Genomic DNA, 18,607 nt, shown 5'->3' with positions numbered 1-18,607 from the left:
AATGGATATAAAAAGTGAAGAATTAAAATATTTAAAGCTGTTATCTAGGAATTTTCCAACAATAAAAGATACAGTAACAGAGATAATAAATTTAGAGGCAATTTTATCTTTACCTAAAGGGACAGAACACTTTATAAGTGATATTCATGGAGAGTATGAGGCTTTTAATCATGTGTTAAAAAATTGTTCTGGAGTAATTAAAGATAAAATAGAAAGATATTTTGGAGACAAATTATCAGAAAAAGAAAAAAAACAGTTAGCCACAGTAATATATTATCCTAAAGAAAAAATAGATTTAATTTGTAGCTTAGAAAAAAATATGGACGAATGGTATTTAAAAACCATCTGTAGAATCTTAAAGATTTTACAGATGGTTTCTTCTAAGTATACAAGATCAAAAGTGGCAAAGGCTATGACTGATGAATTTTCATATATAATTCAAGAGCTATTATACGAAAGAAAAGAGGAAGAAAATAAAAAAGACTACGTAGAAGGAATTATAAATACAATAATATCAATAGGAAGTTCTAAAGATTTTATAATTTCAATAAGTAATCTTATTCAAAATTTAGTTATTGATAATTTACATATAGTTGGAGATATTTATGATAGGGGAGCATATCCTCATAAAATAATGGATAGGTTAATGAATTATCATAATGTAGATATCCAGTGGGGTAACCATGATATATTGTGGGTAGGAGCTGCTTGTGGTCAAGAAGCGTGTATAGCGAATGCAATAAGAATATGTTTGAGATATTCAAATAAAGAGATATTAGAGGATGGCTATGGGATAAATTTATTACCTTTGGCCAGTTTTGCTATGGAAATTTATAAGGATGATCCTTGTAAATCATTTTTACCAAAAGTAAAAGAAGAGTTAAATAAAAAAAATTCTGAATTAATATCAAAGATGCATAAAGCAATATCAATAATTCAATTTAAATTAGAGGGTCAAATAATAAAAAGAAATAAAACTTTTAATATGGAAGATCGATTGTTTTTAGATAAAATTATTGAAAATAAAGTGTTGGTTGATGGTGAATATTATGAGTTGAAAGATAAAAAATTTCAAACACTAATAAAAGATGATCCTTATGTATTAACAAAGGAAGAGGAAGAAGTATTAGTTGGCTTAGTAAAAAGTTTTAAAAATAGTGAAAAATTACAACATCATATAAAGTTTTTATTGGAAAATGGAAGCGTATATCTATGTAGAAATGAAAATTTAATGTTTCATGGATGTATTCCATTTGACAAAATGGGTGGATTTGAAGAGGTAGATGTTTTAGGAAAGAAATATTCAGGAAAAAAACTTTTGGATATTTGTGATACTCTTTGTAGACTGGGATATTATCATGAAAAAAATATAGAAGCAAGAGATTTTATTTGGTATTTGTGGTGTGGGAAAAACTCATCATTATTTGGAAAAGATAAAATGAGAACTTTTGAAAGGTATTTTATAGAAGATAAAAAAATACATAAAGAAAAGTATAATTATTACTATGAATTTTCTAGGAAGAAAGAACCACTAGAAAGGGTTCTAAAGGAGTTTGGAATAGATAGTGAATATGCACATATAATTAATGGACATGTTCCTGTAAAAGTTAAGAATGGTGAAAATCCAATAAGAGGAGAGGGAAAGCTTCTATTAATAGATGGTGGGTTTTCTAAGGCGTATCAACCTACAACAGGAATAGCAGGATATACATTAATATTTAATTCTAGAGGAAAAAGAATAGTGTGTCATAAACCATTTGAAAGCATAAAAAACTCAATAGAAAATTGTTTAGATATAGAATCTAAAAGTGAAATAATTGATATTAGAAATACTAGAATAAAAGTAAGAGATACAGATATAGGAAAAGAACTTAAAACTCAAGTTAAAGATTTAAAGAAATTATTAGAGTGTTATAAAAAGGGGATAATAAAGTAGAGGCTGACCAAAAAAGGTCAACCTCTTATTTTATTTACTTAAAATTGAGTTTAATTTATCAACAAAAGCTATTGGATTTTCAATAGGGAATCCTTCAATAAGTAAACCTTGACAGAATAAAACATCAGAAAGATCTTTTAGTTCTTCGTCATTTGCATTTTGTAATCTTTTAAAAATAGGGTGCTTAGGATTTATTTCTAAAACTTTTTCAGCTTTAACACCTTCATTTCCAGGTATTTGAGATAAAAGTTTTTCCATTTCTAAAGAAACCTCGCCTTTAGAAGACATAGAAACTGAACTATCACCTAATTCGGGATTTAATTTAATTTCAGCAACTTTATTATTAAGAGAATCTTTGATTTTACTTAATAAACTTTTGTTAGTTTCTTCTAATTCTTTTGTTTCTTTTTTCTCCTCTTCTGTTTCTAGAGAAACGTCATTAATTGAAATAAATTTTTTGTCACAATAAGAATCAATAGCTTTAAGAGCAAATTCATCAGCACCATCAGTTAGTAATAGAATTTCATATCCTTTTTTTATACCGTTGATAACTTTAGGTGAATTTTTTAATATGTCAATATTGTCTCCAATAGCATAGTAAATTTCATTTTGATCAGGGAGCATTCTATCAACATATTCATTTAAACTTGAATATGAATAATCCTTTGTTGTTTTGAATATAATTAAATTTTGTAATTTATCTTTATTAAGACCAAAGTTTTCATGAATACCAAATTTAATATGTTTTCCAAAAACTTCCCAAAATTCAATATATTTTTCTCTGTCATTTTTCATTATTTTTTCAAATTCAGAAATTATTTTTCTTTCTAAATTTTTGGCAATTGTTTTTAACTGAGATGTTTGTTGTAATATTTCTCTTGAGATATTTAAAGAAAGTTCGTCTGTATCAACAAGTCCTTTAATGAAATTAAAGTATTGTGGAATTAACTCTTCACATTTATCCATGATAAACACGTTTTTAGTATATAGTTGTAATCCTCTTTTATACTCTCTAGTATAAAGATCGTAGGGTGGATTTTTAGGAATAAATAAAAGAGCAGAGTATTCTAAATTTCCTTGAACTTTAAATGTAAAGTTAAACATTGGATCTTCCCAGTCGTGGAAATTAGATTTATAAAATTCATTATAGTCCTCTTTTTTAACTTCAGATTCAGGAATTTTCCAAATTGGTTTTGTAGAATTAACTCTTTCATTATTGATTAAAATTGGATATTTAACATAATCTGAATATTTTTTTACTAAATTTTTAAGATTGTCTTCATTTAAGAACTCTTCTATTTCGCTTTCTTTTAATTGAAGAATAATAGAAGTCCCTCTATTTTCTTTTTTAATTTCCTCTATTTCATAATTACCTTCCCCAGTAGATGACCACTTAACACCATTATCAGAGTAAGGAGATTTAGTTAATAGAGTAATTTCATCTGCAATCATAAATGCAGAATAAAAACCAACACCAAATTGACCTATAATATTTAAATCTTCGTTTTTTTTAGCATCCTCTAAAGATTTTAAGAATGCCTTAGAACCAGATTTGGCAATAGTACCAATATTTTCAACAACTTCTTCAAAAGTCATACCAATTCCATTATCAGTAATTTCAACTGTTTTATCATCTTTATTAATAGAAATTGTAATGTTTAAATTTTCAGTTGCTTGTAAAATTTGAGTATCAGTAAGTGCTTTAAATTTTAATTTATCAATAGCATCACTTGCATTTGAAATAAGTTCTCTAAGAAAAATTTCTTTATTTGTATAGATAGAGTGAACCATAAGATTTAAAAGCTCTTTTGTTTCTGCTTGAAATATTTTAGTTTCTTTTTTCATTGATAATCCTCCTTGAAAATTAACAGCTTTAAAAAATCCAGCTAAAAAATATATAACATGGAATTTGTAATTTTGTCAAGAAGGGTAGAAAAAACTTGTAATAAATTGTCTCATAAGATATAATCTTTATGTAATTAGTAAAGAATATAAATGAGGTAGATATGATTTTTCAAAGAACGGAATTATTAATAGGAAGTGAAAACTTAAATAAACTAAAAAACTCCCATGTGATTGTATTTGGAGTAGGAGGAGTAGGTGGTTTTGCTATTGAAGCTCTTGTTAGAGCAGGAATAGGAGAGCTTTCAGTTGTTGATTTTGATACGATTGATATTACAAATTTAAATAGACAAATAATAGCTACAGAGAATACAGTGGGAATGGATAAAGTTCAAGCTATTAAAGAGAGAGTATTACTTATAAATCCAAATTTAAAAATAAATATATATAAAGAAATTTTTTTTATGGATAAAAGAGATCATTTTTTTTCTCAAGAAAAAAAATATGATTACATTGTAGATGCTATAGATATAGTAACTGCAAAGTTAGATTTAATAACAATTTCAAAGGAACTGAGAATAAAAATAATAAGTTCAATGGGAACAGGAAATAAAATTAATCCTACTATGTTTCAAGTGGCAGATATAAGTAAAACATCTGTTTGTCCTTTAGCAAAAGTGATGAGGAAAGAGTTGAAAAGGAGAAAAATTGAAAAGGTAAAGGTTGTTTTTTCTAAAGAGTTACCAATGAAACCTAAGAAGATAGATGAAAATAGAGAAAAGCAAAATAATGTAGGAAGTATATCGTTTATACCTTCTGTGGTAGGGTTAATAATTGCAAGTGAAGTAATAAAAGATATTTGTGAACTTAAAAATATTGGAGGAAATTAACAATGAAAAAATTAGGAGTATTTTACGGAACAACATCTGGAATAACAGCTGGGATTGTTGATGAAATTGAATTTTATTTAAGAGGAGAAGAGTATGATGTCTGCAATGTGGCAGATGGAATTAGCAATATAGAGGATTATGAAAATTTAATTTTAGTGTCACCAACTTATGGTGTGGGTGAATTACAAACAGATTGGGAAAATGTTTATAGCGAACTATTAAATAAGAATTTAAAAGGTAAAAAAGTGGCAATAGTTGGTGTTGGAAATCAACTGGCTTTTGGAGAATCTTATGTAGGAGCTATGAGAAAGTTATATGATGCAGTGATAAAATGTAATGGAGAAGTTATAGGGTTTACATCAACTGAAGGATATAGATATGAAGAAACTGAATCTGTAATAGATAATAAATTTGTAGGACTAGCTTTAGATGAAAGTAACCAAGATAATGAAACGCCAGATAGAATAAAAGCTTGGATAGACATAATAAAACCTTTATTTAACTAGGAGGTTGAGAAGATGGAAAAGTATAAAACTATATCAAAATTAGAAGTAATAGAGTTATTAAAAAATAATTCAGCCACTCTTTTAGATGTTAGAACAGATGAAGAGTACCAAGAGAAGCATTTGGAAAATTCTATTCATATTCCATTAAATGAACTGCCAGAAAGATTAAATGAATTGGATAAAGAAAAAAGTTATGTAACTTTTTGTAGAAGTGGAGTAAGATCTAAATCAGGAGCTTTAATCCTTCAAGATAATGGATTTAAAAAAGTATATAACTCTCAAGAGGGGATTTTAACATGGAGTAAATAAAAATAGCTGATCTGAATTTTTTTAGATCAGCTATTTTTATAAAAGGATTAAAAAAATTAAAAAATATGTTATAATTTATAGTATAGAATTATAAGATTTTCGTGGGAGGATATATGACACAAGGAAATTTAGAAATAGATAGAAATATAGATATAAGTGAAGAAGAAGAGGTAGTGGGGACACCTGATAAATTATATAAAATACTAGGGGTAATGTTTGAAACTACAAAAAAAAGATATAGTTTTGAAATAGTAGATAATATAGAGTATAAAAAGGGCGATAGAGTAATTGTAGATACAATAAGAGGTAAAGAGATAGGAATGGCTTATAGTAATCCAATGATGTTAGAGGAAAGAGTTCTTGTGCTTCCCTTAAAGCCTGTTATAAAGAAAGCTGATAAAGAAGAGATAAAAAGGTATGATGCTCTAAGAGATGAGGCTAAAGAGGCTTATAAGGTATGTAAGGAAAGAATTCAACATCATAAGCTTCCTATGAAATTAATTGAAACAGAGTTTACTTTTGATAAAACAAAATTGATATTTTATTTTACAGCAGAGGGAAGAATTGATTTTAGAGATTTAGTAAAGGATTTGGCTAATATTTTTAAATTAAGAATAGAGCTTAGACAAATTGGTGTAAGAGATGAAGCTAGAATATTAGGGAATATAGGAATATGTGGAAAAGAACTTTGCTGTAGAACATTTATAAATAAGTTTGATTCTGTTTCTATAAAAATGGCAAGAGATCAAGGTCTTGTTATAAACCCAACTAAAATATCTGGAGTTTGCGGAAGACTACTTTGTTGTATTAATTATGAATACAAACAATATGAAGAAGCACTGAGAGTATACCCAGCAGTAAATCAATATGTAAAAACACAAAAAGGTGAAGGAAAGGTAATGAGTATTAGTCCTTTAAATGGATTTTTATATGTGGATGTTGAATCAAAGGGTATTATGAAAGTAACTATTGATGAGATAAAGTTTAATAAAAAAGAAGCTAAGAAATTACAAAATGTTTTATCAACAGAAGAGCTTCAACATAAGGTTTTAGAAAAGGAGTAATGAATGGTTTATGAAAATGAAGATGTAGCTAATATCTATAATGGCTATACTTTGATTCAAAGAAAAGAGGGATTTAGATTTGGAACTGATGCAGTTTTATTATCTGACTTTTTTCAAGGAAAGAAAAATGGTAAAATTTTAGAAATTGGTACAGGTAATGGAATTGTTTCGATACTGTTAGCCGCTAAAGAAAAGATCTCTAAAATAAAAGCAATTGAGATTCAAAAGGAAGTTGCAGAACTTGCAATGAGAAATATAAAAAGAAATAATCTGCAAGAGGTTATAGAATTAGTAAATGAGGATATAAAAAATATAAAAGAGGGTAATACTTATGATTATATAATTTCAAATCCTCCATATATGGTATTAGATGGAAAAGAGATTAATGAAAAAGATATAAAAAGTATTGCTAGGCATGAAATAAAATTAAATTTAAAAGATTTTATACTTAATTCAAAAAGATTATTAAAACCAAGAGGAGAGCTTTTTTTAGTTCATAAAAGTTATAGATTTTTAGAAATAGCAAATGAACTTGAAAAAAATGGATTCTCTATTAAAAGAGTAAGATTTGTACATTATTCAAAAGATAAAGATGCAAGTTTAGTTTTAGTAGAAGCGAGTAAAGGGAGAAAAAATATATTTAAAATAGAAACTCCTATATTTTTAAATGATAATTAAGAAAAGCAGGGAGAGGAAACTCTCCCTCTTTTAATAAAGTATAGTTTGGAGGAAAAACTATGTTTAAATTAAAATCAAAATATGTACCAACAGGTGATCAACCAGAAGCTATAAAAATTTTAGTTGAAAATTTGAATAAAAATATAAAGGATCAAACACTTCTTGGAGTTACGGGATCAGGAAAAACATTTACAATAGCAAATGTAATAAAGGAAACCAATAGACCAGCTTTAATATTAGCCCCAAATAAAACTTTAGCAGCTCAATTGTATGCTGAATATAAGAATTTTTTTCCAGAAAATGCTGTGGAGTATTTTGTTTCATATTATGATTATTATCAACCAGAGGCTTATGTAGCTTCAACAGATACATTTATAGAGAAAGACTCGTCTATTAATGATGAAATTGATAAACTTAGAAATGCTGCTACAGCAGCTTTAATAAATAGAAAAGATGTAATAATAGTAGCTTCAGTATCTGCTATATATGGACTTGGATCACCTAAGAAATATAGGGAGTTAACAATAGCTATAGATAGAAAAACTGGATATTCTAGAAAAAAATTAATAGAAAAATTAATAGAGCTGAGATATAAAAGAAATGACATGTCTTTTCAAAGAGGAACATTTAGAGTAAAAGGTGATGTTTTAGATATATATCCATCATATATGGAAACAGGTTATAGAATAGAGTATTGGGGAGATGAGATAGAAAATATATCTGAAATAAATACTTTGAGTGGTCAAAAAATAAAGAAATCCATTGAAAGAATAATAATATCTCCAGCAACACAATATGTAACAGGAAATGATGAACAAGAGAGAATAATTAATGAGATAAAAAGTGATTTAGATATAGAGGTAAAAAGTTTTGAAGATAGAGGGAAATTATTAGAAGCTCAAAGATTAAAACAAAGAACAGATTATGATATAGAGATGATAAGAGAGGTAGGGTATTGTAAGGGTATTGAGAATTACTCTCGTTATTTATCCAATAAAAAAGAGGGAGAAAAACCAAGTACTTTAATGGATTATTTTCCAGAAGATTTTATTGTTTATATAGATGAATCACATATTGGAGTTTCTCAAATAAGAGGTATGTATAATGGAGATAGAGCAAGAAAAACTTCTTTAGTAGAAAATGGATTTAGATTAAAATCAGCTCTTGATAATAGACCATTAACATTTGAAGAGTTTAGAGAAAATTGTAAGCAAACAGTTTTTGTATCAGCTACCCCAGGAGATTATGAAATTCAAATGTCAGATGGAAATATAGCAGAGCAACTAATAAGACCTACAGGTATTTTAGATCCTATTATAGAAGTGAGAGAAATAGGAAATCAAGTGGATGATTTACTTGAAGAGATCAGAAAAAATGTAGAGAAAAAAGAGAGAGTTTTAGTAACAACTCTTACAAAAAAAATGTCTGAAGAGTTAACAGAATATTATATATCTTTAGGAATAAAAGTGAAGTATATGCATTCAGATATAGATACATTAGAAAGAATAGAAATTATTAAAGATTTAAGAATAGGAAAGATAGATGTATTAATAGGAATAAACTTATTAAGAGAGGGACTTGATATTCCAGAAGTTTCATTAGTTGCCATATTAGAAGCAGATAAAGAGGGATTTTTAAGAAGTAAAAGATCGCTAGTTCAAACAGTAGGGCGTGCTGCTAGAAATACTGAAGGAAGAGTTATTTTTTATGGAGATAAAATAACAGATTCGATGAAATATGCTTTAGAGGAAACTAAAAGAAGAAGACGTAAACAAAATAGATATAATATAGATAATAATATTTCACCTAAAACTATCTATAGAGAAGTTTCTGAAAATGCTTTAGTATGGGAAGATGAAAAAGGTGAAGTAAAAAGTGTTTTAAGAAACTATAATAGTAAAAAGGATATAGAAAAAGCAATAGAAAAAATAATTGTAGAAATAAAAGAGTTATCTCAAGAATTAAATTTTGAAAAAGCAATAGAAAAAAGAGAAGAGATGAAAAATTTGAAAATGTTATTGTTAGAGATATAAGGAGCTATGTATGGAAGAGAGAATATATACAGTAACACAGTTTAATAAGATGGTAAAAGGATTTATTGAAAATAATGAATATTTTCAAGAGTTTTTTTTAAAGGGGGAGTTATCTTCTGTAACTTATTATAAAAGCGGACACCTATACTTTACACTAAAGGATAGTAAGAGCCAGATAAAATGTGCAGCTTTTAATTATAAATATAAGAAGATATCTGAAACTTTAAAAGAGGGAGATTCAGTAAAAATATTTGGTGATGTTGGATTTTATGAAAACCGTGGAGACTTTCAAGTTTTAGTAAGACATATAGAAAAAGAGGATAAACTTGGAGAGATGTATGCTAAGTTAGAAAAAATAAAAGAAAAACTTGAAAAAGAGGGTCTATTTTCAATGCTATATAAACAACAACTTCCAAAATATCCTCAAAATATAGGTGTTGTTACAGCATATACAGGAGCTGCATTTCATGATATTATAAATACTACAAGAAAAAGATTTGAAAATATAAATATATATATATATTCTGCAAAAGTTCAAGGGATTGGGGCAAAAGAGGAGATTGTAAAAGGAATTGAAACACTTAACAAAATTCCTGAAATAGATTTGATTATAGCAGGTCGTGGAGGGGGAAGTGTTGAGGATTTGTGGGCATTTAATGAAGAGTGTGTAGCTAGAGCATTTTTTAATAGTAAAAAACCAATAATATCAGCAGTGGGTCATGAAATAGATAATTTATTAAGTGACTTAGTAGGTGATGTAAGAGCTGCAACTCCAACTCAAGCAATAGAGATTTGTATTCCTGTAAAAAAAGAGATTGAAAAAAAACTAGAGGATAAAAAAATATATTTGGAAAAAGAATTAAAAAGAACGCTTCTTCAAAAAGAAGAAAAAATAAATAATTTTAAGAAAAACTATATATTAAAAAACTTTAAGAATATAATTGAAGAGAAAAATTATGAATTAATGAAGAGAGAAGAAAAAATAGAAAATATAATGGGGAAGATACTAAAAAATTATGAACATATGCTAGATATAAAAGTAGAAAAAGCTATCTCTTTAAATCCAATGGAAATATTAAAAAGAGGTTATAGTATAACTAAAATAAATGGTCAAATTTTAAAAGATTCTTCCCAAGTTAAAGTAGGAGATGAAATAGAAAATATTTTAAAATCAGGTAAAATTATTAGTGAAGTAAAGGAGATAACAAAAGTATGAAAAAATTTATATTAGTAATATGTATATTACTTAGTTCTTTAGCTATGGGAATTGACCAAAGGCCAGAACAAATAAAAATATATGAAACAGAGATTACAAACTCTAAGGATAGAGATGAAACAGCTGTTATATTAAAAGAATATGAAGATTATTTTAAAAACTATTTAGTGTCTATAAGCTCAAATGAAAGTGAGGTTTTTTATTTGGGAGATCAATATTTTAAAGAAAGAAAATATGAAAGAGCAGGGCAAATATTTAGTTCAAATATAAATAGTGCAAGAAATTTATTTGGAGCAGGAACCTCATATAGAATAATTGGTGATTATGAAAAGGCAATAGATTTTTATAGTGTAGCAATTAGTTTAGATCCAACAATGCAAGAGGCATACTTTGGAAGAGGATTAGCTTATAGAGATATTGGAAGATACAATAAGGCAATAGATGATATTCAAGTATATATGAATTATACTCCAAAATTAGAAGGATATTTAGCTCTTGGTGATATTTATTTAGCAGAAAAAAATATTAATATGGCGAGAGAAATTTTACAAGATGGAAGAAGAAAATTTCCTCAATCAAAAGAGATTAGCACAATGTTAACATCAACTTATGCACGATAAGTATGGAGGTTAAATGGAATGGTATAGATTAAAAGTATCAGGATTAAAAAGTAGTAGAATAAGATTTTTAATGGGAATATATAAAGAGTATAATGAGTTATTAAATGAAAGTTCCTATAAATTAAAAACTATTTTAAAATGTGATAGAGATTTTAATTTAATACAAAATTCGAAAAAAGATTTAAAAGAGTATGAAAAATTAAAAATATATATGAAAGAGGAAAGCATAGGATTAATATGTTTAAATGATAAGGAGTATCCTGAATTATTGAGAAAAATATCAAAACCTCCATTATTTTTATTTTTTAAAGGAGATATAAAATTATTAAAAAGTGAAAAGATTTTATCTGTTGTAGGGACAAGAAGAAACACAAAATATGGAGAAAATGCTCTTAAGAAAATAATAAAAGACTTATTAAGTGCGGATATAACAATTGTTAGTGGTTTAGCTATGGGAATAGATATAATAGCTCATAAAGAAACTTTAAAAGTTAATGGAAATACAATTGCTGTTTTAGGTTGTGGAATAGATATATTTTATCCAGAAGTAAATAAAAAAGAAAGATTAGAGATAGAAAAAAAAGGTTTAGTGATTTCTGAATTTCCATTGGGAACAAAACCTAAACCATATAATTTTCCAATAAGAAATAGAATTATATCTGGAATATCAAAAGGTATTTTAATTGTAGAGAGTCCATTAAAAGGTGGAAGTTTAATTACTACTGAATTCTCTTTAGATGAAGGAAGGGATATATTTGCTATTCCAGGAGATATTTTTTCTCCTATGTCTAAAGGGTGCAATAATTTAATTAGAGATTCAAAAGCAAAATTAATATTAACTGGTGAAGATATTTTATTAGAATATGGTTGGGAACAGAAAAATAAGTTAGAAAATGAAAAAAAACTACCTTTAGGTAAAAAAAATAAAATTTTTAACATTTTAAAGACAAAGATGAATTTAGAAGAAATAAAGAGTGAAATTAATTTATCAACAGGTGAGTTACTTAGTTATTTGATGGAGTTAGAGCTAGAAGGCTTTATTCAAAGTTTGCCAGGAGGATGTTATATAAGAAAGAATTAATACTTGAAAAATCAAGGAAAGTTGATTTTTTTATCATTTTCTAATATAATTAAAAACGAATAATATAAAATAGAGATAATCTTAGGGGTGAAAAAAGTGGCAAAAAAAAATTTAGTAATAGTAGAATCTCCCGCAAAAGCGAAAACTATAGAAAAAATACTAGGTAAAAATTTTCACGTTACTGCGTCTTTTGGGCATGTACGGGATTTACCAAAAAGTAAAATAGGAGTGGATGTTGAAGATAATTTTAAACCAAGTTACTCAACAATAAGAGGAAAAGGTGATATAATAAAGACACTAAAAGATTTGGCAAAGAAATCTGATAAAGTTTATTTAGCATCTGACCCAGATAGAGAGGGTGAAGCAATAGCTTGGCATATAGCTCAAACATTAAAATTAAATGAAGGAGAAGCCAATAGAATTGAATTTAATGAAATTACTAATACAGCAATAAGAGAAGCTATAAAAAATCCAAGAGAAATAGATTTAGGTAAAGTAAATGCTCAACAAGCTAGAAGAATATTGGATAGACTTGTGGGATATGAAATAAGTCCACTACTTTGGAAAACAATATCTTCTAATACAAGTGCAGGAAGAGTTCAATCAGTTGCACTTAAATTAATATGTGATTTAGAGGATAAAATAAAAGAGTTTATTCCTGAAAAGTTTTGGGATATAAAAGGTGAATTTGAAAATAAAATGAATCTTGTTTTTTATAAAATAAAGAAAAAAAGATTTGAAAGAGTTACCGATGAAAATATAGTTTTTGGTGTTCAAGAGACACTGAAAAAAGAGTATGAGGTAATTGGATCAAAAGTAAGTAAAAAAAGTAAGAATCCACCATTGCCATTAAAAACAAGTACTTTACAACAATTATCATCTTCTTATATTGGATTTTCAGCTTCTAAAACCATGTCAGTAGCTCAAGGGTTATATGAAGGAATTAGTATAGATGGAACACAAAAGGGTTTAATTACTTATATGAGAACAGACTCTACAAGAATATCTGAAGAGGCTAAAGGAATGGCTAAAAGTTATATTCTTGAAAATTTTGGAAAAGAATATTTAGGGAAAGCAACAGTAAAGAAAACTACAGCTAAGATACAAGATGCCCATGAAGCAGTAAGACCAACAGAGATATATTTAACACCAGAAAAAATAAAGAAAGACTTAACACCAGATCAATATAAATTATATAAATTAATTTGGGATAGATTTATGATATCTCAACTTGCTCCAATGGAATATGAACAATTTGAAGTAATTGTAGAAAAAGATGACTTCCAATTTAGAGGAGTTTTAAATAAAATATTATTTGATGGATATTATAAAGTATTTAAAGATGAAGAGGAGCTTCCACTTGGAGATTTTCCTAATATTTTAGAGGGAGATAAGTTAAAATTAAAAAAATTAACTATAAAAGAGGACTGGACTAAACCACCTGCAAGACTAACAGAATCTTCCCTTGTTAAAAAGTTAGAAGCGGAAGGAATAGGAAGACCATCAACATATGCATCAATAATAGAAACGTTGAAAAAAAGAGAGTATGTAAATTTAGAAGGGAAAAGTTTTGTACCTACTGAACTTGGATATGAAGTAAAGAATATATTAGAAAATAATTTTAAAGATATTATGGATGTAAAATTTACAGCATCTTTAGAAAATGATTTAGATGAACTTGAAGAGAAGAAAAAAGAATTAGTAGAAGTTTTAGATGGTTTTTATTCTAAACTTTCTAAAGATCTTGTTAAATATAAAGCTAAAGTTGAAGAGGAATCAAATAGAATAATAACTTCAGATATGCCTTGTCCTTGTGGAAAAGGGTTTATGGTTATGAAAAATGGTAGATTTGGTAGATATTTAGCATGTCCTGATGATGAAAATTGTAAAGAAAAATATTCATTAAAAGGTATTAATATACCACTTGAAGATGTAAAAAAAGGGATAATAACTGTAAAAGCATTAGTAGAGGAACAAATGAGGATCAAATTAGGAAAACCTACAGATGTGACTCTTGAAAATGGAAGTAAACTTTTACTAAAGTTAGGAAGATTTGGGAGTTATTTGGAAAGTGAAAACTTTAAAGAGGATAACGAAAGATTATCTCTTCCTGGAGAAGTAAAAAAAATGTTGATGAATAATCAAATAGAGGAAAAAGATGGAATTGTTCAATTAAAATGGATAATGGATAAGTTACAAAAAGAAGAGGAAGAGATTTTAAAAAATGCTGGGAACTGTGAAAAGTGTGGAAAACCATTTAAAATCGGAAGAGGTAGATGGGGTAAATTCTTAGCTTGTACAGGGTATCCAGAATGTAAGAATATAAAAAAATTAGATAAAAAAGACTAAAGAGACTCGCCTTTTTAGGCGAGACTTTTATATGTTATAATAAAGGAGAATAGATGATAGATAAAGAAGTAATAGTAATCGGAGCAGGACTTGCTGGATCAGAAGCTGCATACCAATTGGCAAAACATGGAATTAAAGTTAAATTATATGAAATGAGACCGAAGGTAAGTACAGAAGCTCATAAAAGCGAAAAATTTGCAGAGCTAGTTTGTAGTAATTCTTTAGGAGGAGATCATTTAGGAAATGCTTCTGGACTAATGAAAGAGGAATTGAGAAGAATGGGATCTTTACTAATTGAAGTGGCAGATCAAACTAAGGTTCCTGCAGGACAAGCATTAGCAGTTGACAGAGAAGGATTTTCAGAAATAATAACTGAAAAGTTAAAAGCTATGGAAAATATAGAGATTATAAATGAAGAGCTAAAAGAGATTCCTAAAGATAAAGTTGTTTTAGTGGCAAGTGGGCCTTTAACATCAGAAGCTTTATCAAAAGATATAATGAAAATGTTAGACCAAGAATATCTTTATTTTTACGACGCAGCAGCACCAATCGTGACATTAGAATCAATTGATCAAGATAAGGTTTATTATCAGTCAAGATATGGAAAAGGTGATGGAGAGTATATAAATTGTCCTATGAATCAAGAGGAATATGAAACTTTCTATAATGCACTAATTACAGGGGAAAGAGTACCTTTAAAACAATTTGAAGAGGAAAAATTGTTTGAAGCATGTATGCCTGTGGAAAGAATAGCTCAAAGAGGAATAAAAACTTTATTATTTGGACCACTAAAACCGAAAGGTCTTGTAAATCCAAAAACTGAAGGAGATAAATGGGATCATGCAGTAGTACAACTAAGACAAGATGATAAAGATGGAAAATTATATAATTTAGTTGGATTCCAAACTAACTTGAAATTTGGAGAACAAAAAAGAATATTCTCTATGATTCCAGGATTAGAAAATGCGGAGTTTGTAAGATATGGAGTTATGCATAGAAATACATTTATAGATTCTACAAAACTTTTGACACCTGAATTAAATCTAAAGAAAAATAAAGATATATATTTTGCAGGGCAAATAACTGGTGGAGAAGGATATGTTTGTGCAATGGCAACAGGATTAGTAGCTGCTATAAATATTATTAGAAAGTTTGAAAATAAAAAACCACTAATATTAGATGATAGAAGTTCTATAGGTGCTATTATAAAATATATAACAGAAGAGAAAAAGAATTTTCAACCAATGGGTCCAAATTTTGGAGTTATAAAATCTCTTGATGAGAGAATTAGAGATAAGAAAGAAAAGTATAATAAAATTTCGACTATAGCTTTAGAATATCTAGAAGAAAAATTATCTGAAGATATGAACTAAAAGGAGTATAATTAATGGGTGCCCTTAACTTAGGAACAGAAATAAAGAATTTTTTATATTATTGTGAATTTGCAGAAGGTAAAAGTTTAAATACAATTAAATCATTGAGAATAGATTTAGTAAAATTTAATGATTATATTTTAAAATCTAAAGATTTAAATGAATTAAAAGACATTAATACATTTACATTTAGAGAGTTTTTTATAGAACTTCAAAAAGAGAACGTAGGAAAAAGATCTATAAATAGAAAGATATCATCTTTTAGATCGTTTTTTAAATATTTAAGAGAAAATAATAAAATAAAAAAAGATCCTACATTATTGATTATTTCTCCTAGTTATGAAAAAGGAGTACCAGAAGTTCTGTCTTTAAAAGAGATTAATATGCTAAGAGATGGAATTGAAATGAAAAATTATCATCAAATAAGAGATAGATTAATATTAGAATTGCTGTACTCTAGTGGAATAACATCACAAGAACTTTTAGGGCTTGGAGAAGATGTATTTGATTTAGAAGAGAGAGAAGTTGTTGTAACAAGCTTTAAAAAATCTAGAGTAGTTTATTTTAGTGAACGAACAAAAGAATATTTTAAAAGATATGTTAATGCAAAAAAAGATAAATTAAAACAAAAATATAAAAAAGAGATTTTATTTGTTAATGCTTCTGGAGGAAGATTGAGCGATAGATCTCTGAGAAGATTAATAGACAGATATGCTTTGAAAGTTGGAATAACAAAAGAGATAAGTCCTCACAGCTTTAGACATACATTTGCAGTACATATGTTAGAACATGGAATGAGAATAAGTCAATTACAAAAGTTGTTAGGACACAGTAATATAGAATCAACAAAAATATATATAGATGCACTTGAGAAAAAAAGAAGAAGTAGTTTAATAGATATAAGTAACGTTTAAAGGAGAGTTTATGAGTAAGAAAAAATGTACAGGTTGTGGAATAGAATTACAAGGAGAAAATCCAAAATTAAATGGGTATTTACCAACATCAGTTTTAGATGGGAAATCTAAAGATTTATTATGTCAAAGATGTTTTAAAATAAAAAACTATGGTGAATATTTACCAGTAGAAATGACAAAAGATGATTATAGAGAAGAAGTTAGAAGAAGCTTAGTAGGAGTAGATGTAGCTCTTCCTGTATTTGATATTATAGATTTTGAAGGTTCTTTTGATGATGAAATTTTAGATATATTAAGAGAGACGGATTCAATAATAGTAATAAATAAGTTAGATTTAATTCCTGATGGGAAACATCCTTCAGAGGTTGCAGATTGGGTAAAAGGAAGACTTGGAGAAGAGGGGATTTCCCCATTGGATGTAGCTATTGTAAGTTCTAAAAATGGCTATGGAATAAATGGAATACTAAAAAAAGTTAAACATTTCTATCCAAATGGAGCAAAGGCATTAATACTAGGAGCAACAAATGTTGGAAAATCTAGCATAATTAATAAATTAACAGGAACTAAAAAAGGAACTGTTTCTAAATTCCCAGGAACAACACTTAAAAGTGTTGAAACAGAGATACCTTACACTAAAATAACAGTAATAGATACTCCAGGATTAATTCCAGAGGGAAGATTTTCAGATTTTGTATGTCAAGAGTGTAATCAAAGTTTAATTCCAGCGAATGAAATTTCTAGAAAGACATTTAAAGTTCAAAAAGATAGAGTTATATTAATGGGTGGAATGGTAAAGTTAAGAATATTAAATGATGATGAATTAACACCAATATTCTCATTATATGCTTCAAAGGATGTTATGTTCCATGAAACAAATATGGAAAAAGCAGAAGAGTTATTACAAAAAGATGGATTTTTAACACCACCTTGTGAAAAATGTAAGGATGCTTTTGATAAAATAGAAAAAAAATCAAAAACATATACAGTAAATCAAGGGGAAGAATTGGTATTTAAAGGTCTTGGTTGGTTATCTGTAAAAAGAGGACCATTATCAGTTGAAGTTTATGCTCCAAAAGATGGAGAGATAATAATAAGAGATGCATTTATAAAACCAAAAAGAAAATAAGAGGTTTTATTATGAGAGAGAATAGAAAAATAGTTTTTTTAAATTGGATTATAAATATTATAGTGACTATTGTGTTTATAACATTAGCTATGAGGGGAATAGATGATTTAACTGGAACCTATAAAATTGATGAAACTATAAGAAATACAAAAGAAATAAGAATAGCGTTAGAGAAATATTATCAATTAACTGGAACCTATCCTAATTTATCAAAAGATGGAGTTAATAACAATTTAAATTTATTAGATTATAAAGATAAGAATGGAAAGATGATATCTTTTGCAGATGTATATGGCAGAAAAATATTAGCAAAAACTTATGGAAGTAATTCAATTGTAGCATCAAATAAAGTTTATAATATACAAGATTTTAGCAATATTACTGAAAGAGGAGGATGGAACTATGATTCAAAAGGAAATACTGGAGAGATTCATCCAAATCTTCCAGATAAAATATATATAGAAAAAGTCAACTGGTTCAAACAGTAAACGGAGGTAGGAATATGATGTATGATATTATTTTTTTAGGTGGAGGACAAGCGGGGGTTTTTGGAGCCTATGAAGCTATAAAAAAAAATAAAGAGTTAAAGGTATTAGTCATTGATAAAGGAAGAATGTTAAAACAAAGAGTGTGTCCAAAGGAAAAATTAGGAACATGTGTAAAGTGTCCA

At 27.5% G+C, this 18,607-nt stretch carries 16 protein-coding genes; 15 read left to right on the top strand and 1 reads right to left on the bottom strand.

All coding sequences use genetic code 11. The annotated features are described in order from the left end of the window. Position 1: 1 nt before the first annotated feature. Complete coding sequence (locus tag Q0V09_RS01135) at positions 2-1,936, top strand: fructose-1,6-bisphosphatase (RefSeq protein WP_297406914.1); 1,935 nt, start codon at positions 2-4, stop codon at positions 1,934-1,936. A 30-nt stretch (positions 1,937-1,966) separates the two neighbouring features. Here the strand turns inward: Q0V09_RS01135 and htpG are convergent, their stop codons facing one another. Beyond that, positions 1,967-3,781: a molecular chaperone HtpG gene (gene htpG, locus Q0V09_RS01130; protein ID WP_297486775.1), complete on the bottom strand. Its 1,815-nt coding sequence runs from the start codon at positions 3,779-3,781 to the stop codon at positions 1,967-1,969. A gap of 161 nt (positions 3,782-3,942) precedes the next feature. On the opposite strand from htpG, the gene Q0V09_RS01125 reads away from it, so the two are divergent. The 14 genes from Q0V09_RS01125 to Q0V09_RS01060 all read left to right on the top strand — a co-directional run bounded on the left by Q0V09_RS01125 (position 3,943) and on the right by Q0V09_RS01060 (position 18,425). Continuing rightward, positions 3,943-4,668, top strand: a complete 726-nt coding sequence (locus Q0V09_RS01125) for a tRNA threonylcarbamoyladenosine dehydratase (protein WP_297406910.1) — start codon at positions 3,943-3,945, stop codon at positions 4,666-4,668. Positions 4,669-4,670: 2 nt separating this feature from the next. Next, positions 4,671-5,174 (top strand): flavodoxin, encoded by a 504-nt coding sequence (locus Q0V09_RS01120; protein WP_297486772.1) that lies wholly within the window; start codon positions 4,671-4,673, stop codon positions 5,172-5,174. 12 nt (positions 5,175-5,186) lie between these two features. Next, positions 5,187-5,483 (top strand): rhodanese-like domain-containing protein, encoded by a 297-nt coding sequence (locus Q0V09_RS01115; RefSeq protein ID WP_297406136.1) that lies wholly within the window; start codon positions 5,187-5,189, stop codon positions 5,481-5,483. Between the two features lie 113 nt (positions 5,484-5,596). Continuing rightward, on the top strand, positions 5,597-6,547 hold the full coding sequence (locus Q0V09_RS01110; RefSeq protein ID WP_297406135.1) for a stage 0 sporulation family protein: 951 nt from the start codon (positions 5,597-5,599) through the stop codon (positions 6,545-6,547). 3 nt (positions 6,548-6,550) lie between these two features. Then, the gene (locus Q0V09_RS01105) at positions 6,551-7,225 is read left to right on the top strand and encodes a methyltransferase (protein ID WP_297406134.1); all 675 of its coding nucleotides are present in this window, start codon (positions 6,551-6,553) and stop codon (positions 7,223-7,225) included. A gap of 59 nt (positions 7,226-7,284) precedes the next feature. Continuing rightward, positions 7,285-9,258: an excinuclease ABC subunit UvrB gene (gene uvrB, locus Q0V09_RS01100; RefSeq protein WP_297406133.1), complete on the top strand. Its 1,974-nt coding sequence runs from the start codon at positions 7,285-7,287 to the stop codon at positions 9,256-9,258. A gap of 10 nt (positions 9,259-9,268) precedes the next feature. Continuing rightward, on the top strand, positions 9,269-10,474 hold the full coding sequence (gene xseA, locus Q0V09_RS01095) for an exodeoxyribonuclease VII large subunit (RefSeq protein WP_297486770.1): 1,206 nt from the start codon (positions 9,269-9,271) through the stop codon (positions 10,472-10,474). Then, positions 10,471-11,094, top strand: coding sequence for a tetratricopeptide repeat protein (locus Q0V09_RS01090; protein ID WP_297406131.1), 624 nt, complete (start codon positions 10,471-10,473; stop codon positions 11,092-11,094). The genes xseA and Q0V09_RS01090 overlap by 4 nt, the downstream gene beginning before the upstream one ends. 13 nt (positions 11,095-11,107) lie before the next feature. After that, positions 11,108-12,175, top strand: coding sequence for a DNA-processing protein DprA (gene dprA, locus Q0V09_RS01085; protein ID WP_297406130.1), 1,068 nt, complete (start codon positions 11,108-11,110; stop codon positions 12,173-12,175). Between the two features lie 75 nt (positions 12,176-12,250). Next, positions 12,251-14,524: a type I DNA topoisomerase gene (topA, locus tag Q0V09_RS01080; protein WP_297406138.1), complete on the top strand. Its 2,274-nt coding sequence runs from the start codon at positions 12,251-12,253 to the stop codon at positions 14,522-14,524. Between the two features lie 56 nt (positions 14,525-14,580). Further along, positions 14,581-15,897 (top strand): methylenetetrahydrofolate--tRNA-(uracil(54)-C(5))-methyltransferase (FADH(2)-oxidizing) TrmFO, encoded by a 1,317-nt coding sequence (gene trmFO, locus Q0V09_RS01075; RefSeq protein WP_297486796.1) that lies wholly within the window; start codon positions 14,581-14,583, stop codon positions 15,895-15,897. Between the two features lie 14 nt (positions 15,898-15,911). After that, positions 15,912-16,811 (top strand): tyrosine-type recombinase/integrase, encoded by a 900-nt coding sequence (locus Q0V09_RS01070; protein WP_297407192.1) that lies wholly within the window; start codon positions 15,912-15,914, stop codon positions 16,809-16,811. A 10-nt stretch (positions 16,812-16,821) separates the two neighbouring features. Further along, positions 16,822-17,937, top strand: a complete 1,116-nt coding sequence (gene yqeH / locus Q0V09_RS01065; RefSeq protein WP_297407190.1) for a ribosome biogenesis GTPase YqeH — start codon at positions 16,822-16,824, stop codon at positions 17,935-17,937. 11 nt (positions 17,938-17,948) lie between these two features. Beyond that, positions 17,949-18,425: a hypothetical protein gene (locus Q0V09_RS01060; RefSeq protein WP_297407188.1), complete on the top strand. Its 477-nt coding sequence runs from the start codon at positions 17,949-17,951 to the stop codon at positions 18,423-18,425. The last annotated feature ends 182 nt before the right edge of the window (positions 18,426-18,607 follow it).

The sequence above is a fragment of the uncultured Cetobacterium sp. genome, assembly GCF_947039425.1.
Lineage (GTDB): Bacteria > Fusobacteriota > Fusobacteriia > Fusobacteriales > Fusobacteriaceae > Cetobacterium_A.
The sequence above is the reverse complement of the archived record's forward strand: the minus strand, read 5'-3'. Positions and strand labels throughout refer to the sequence as shown.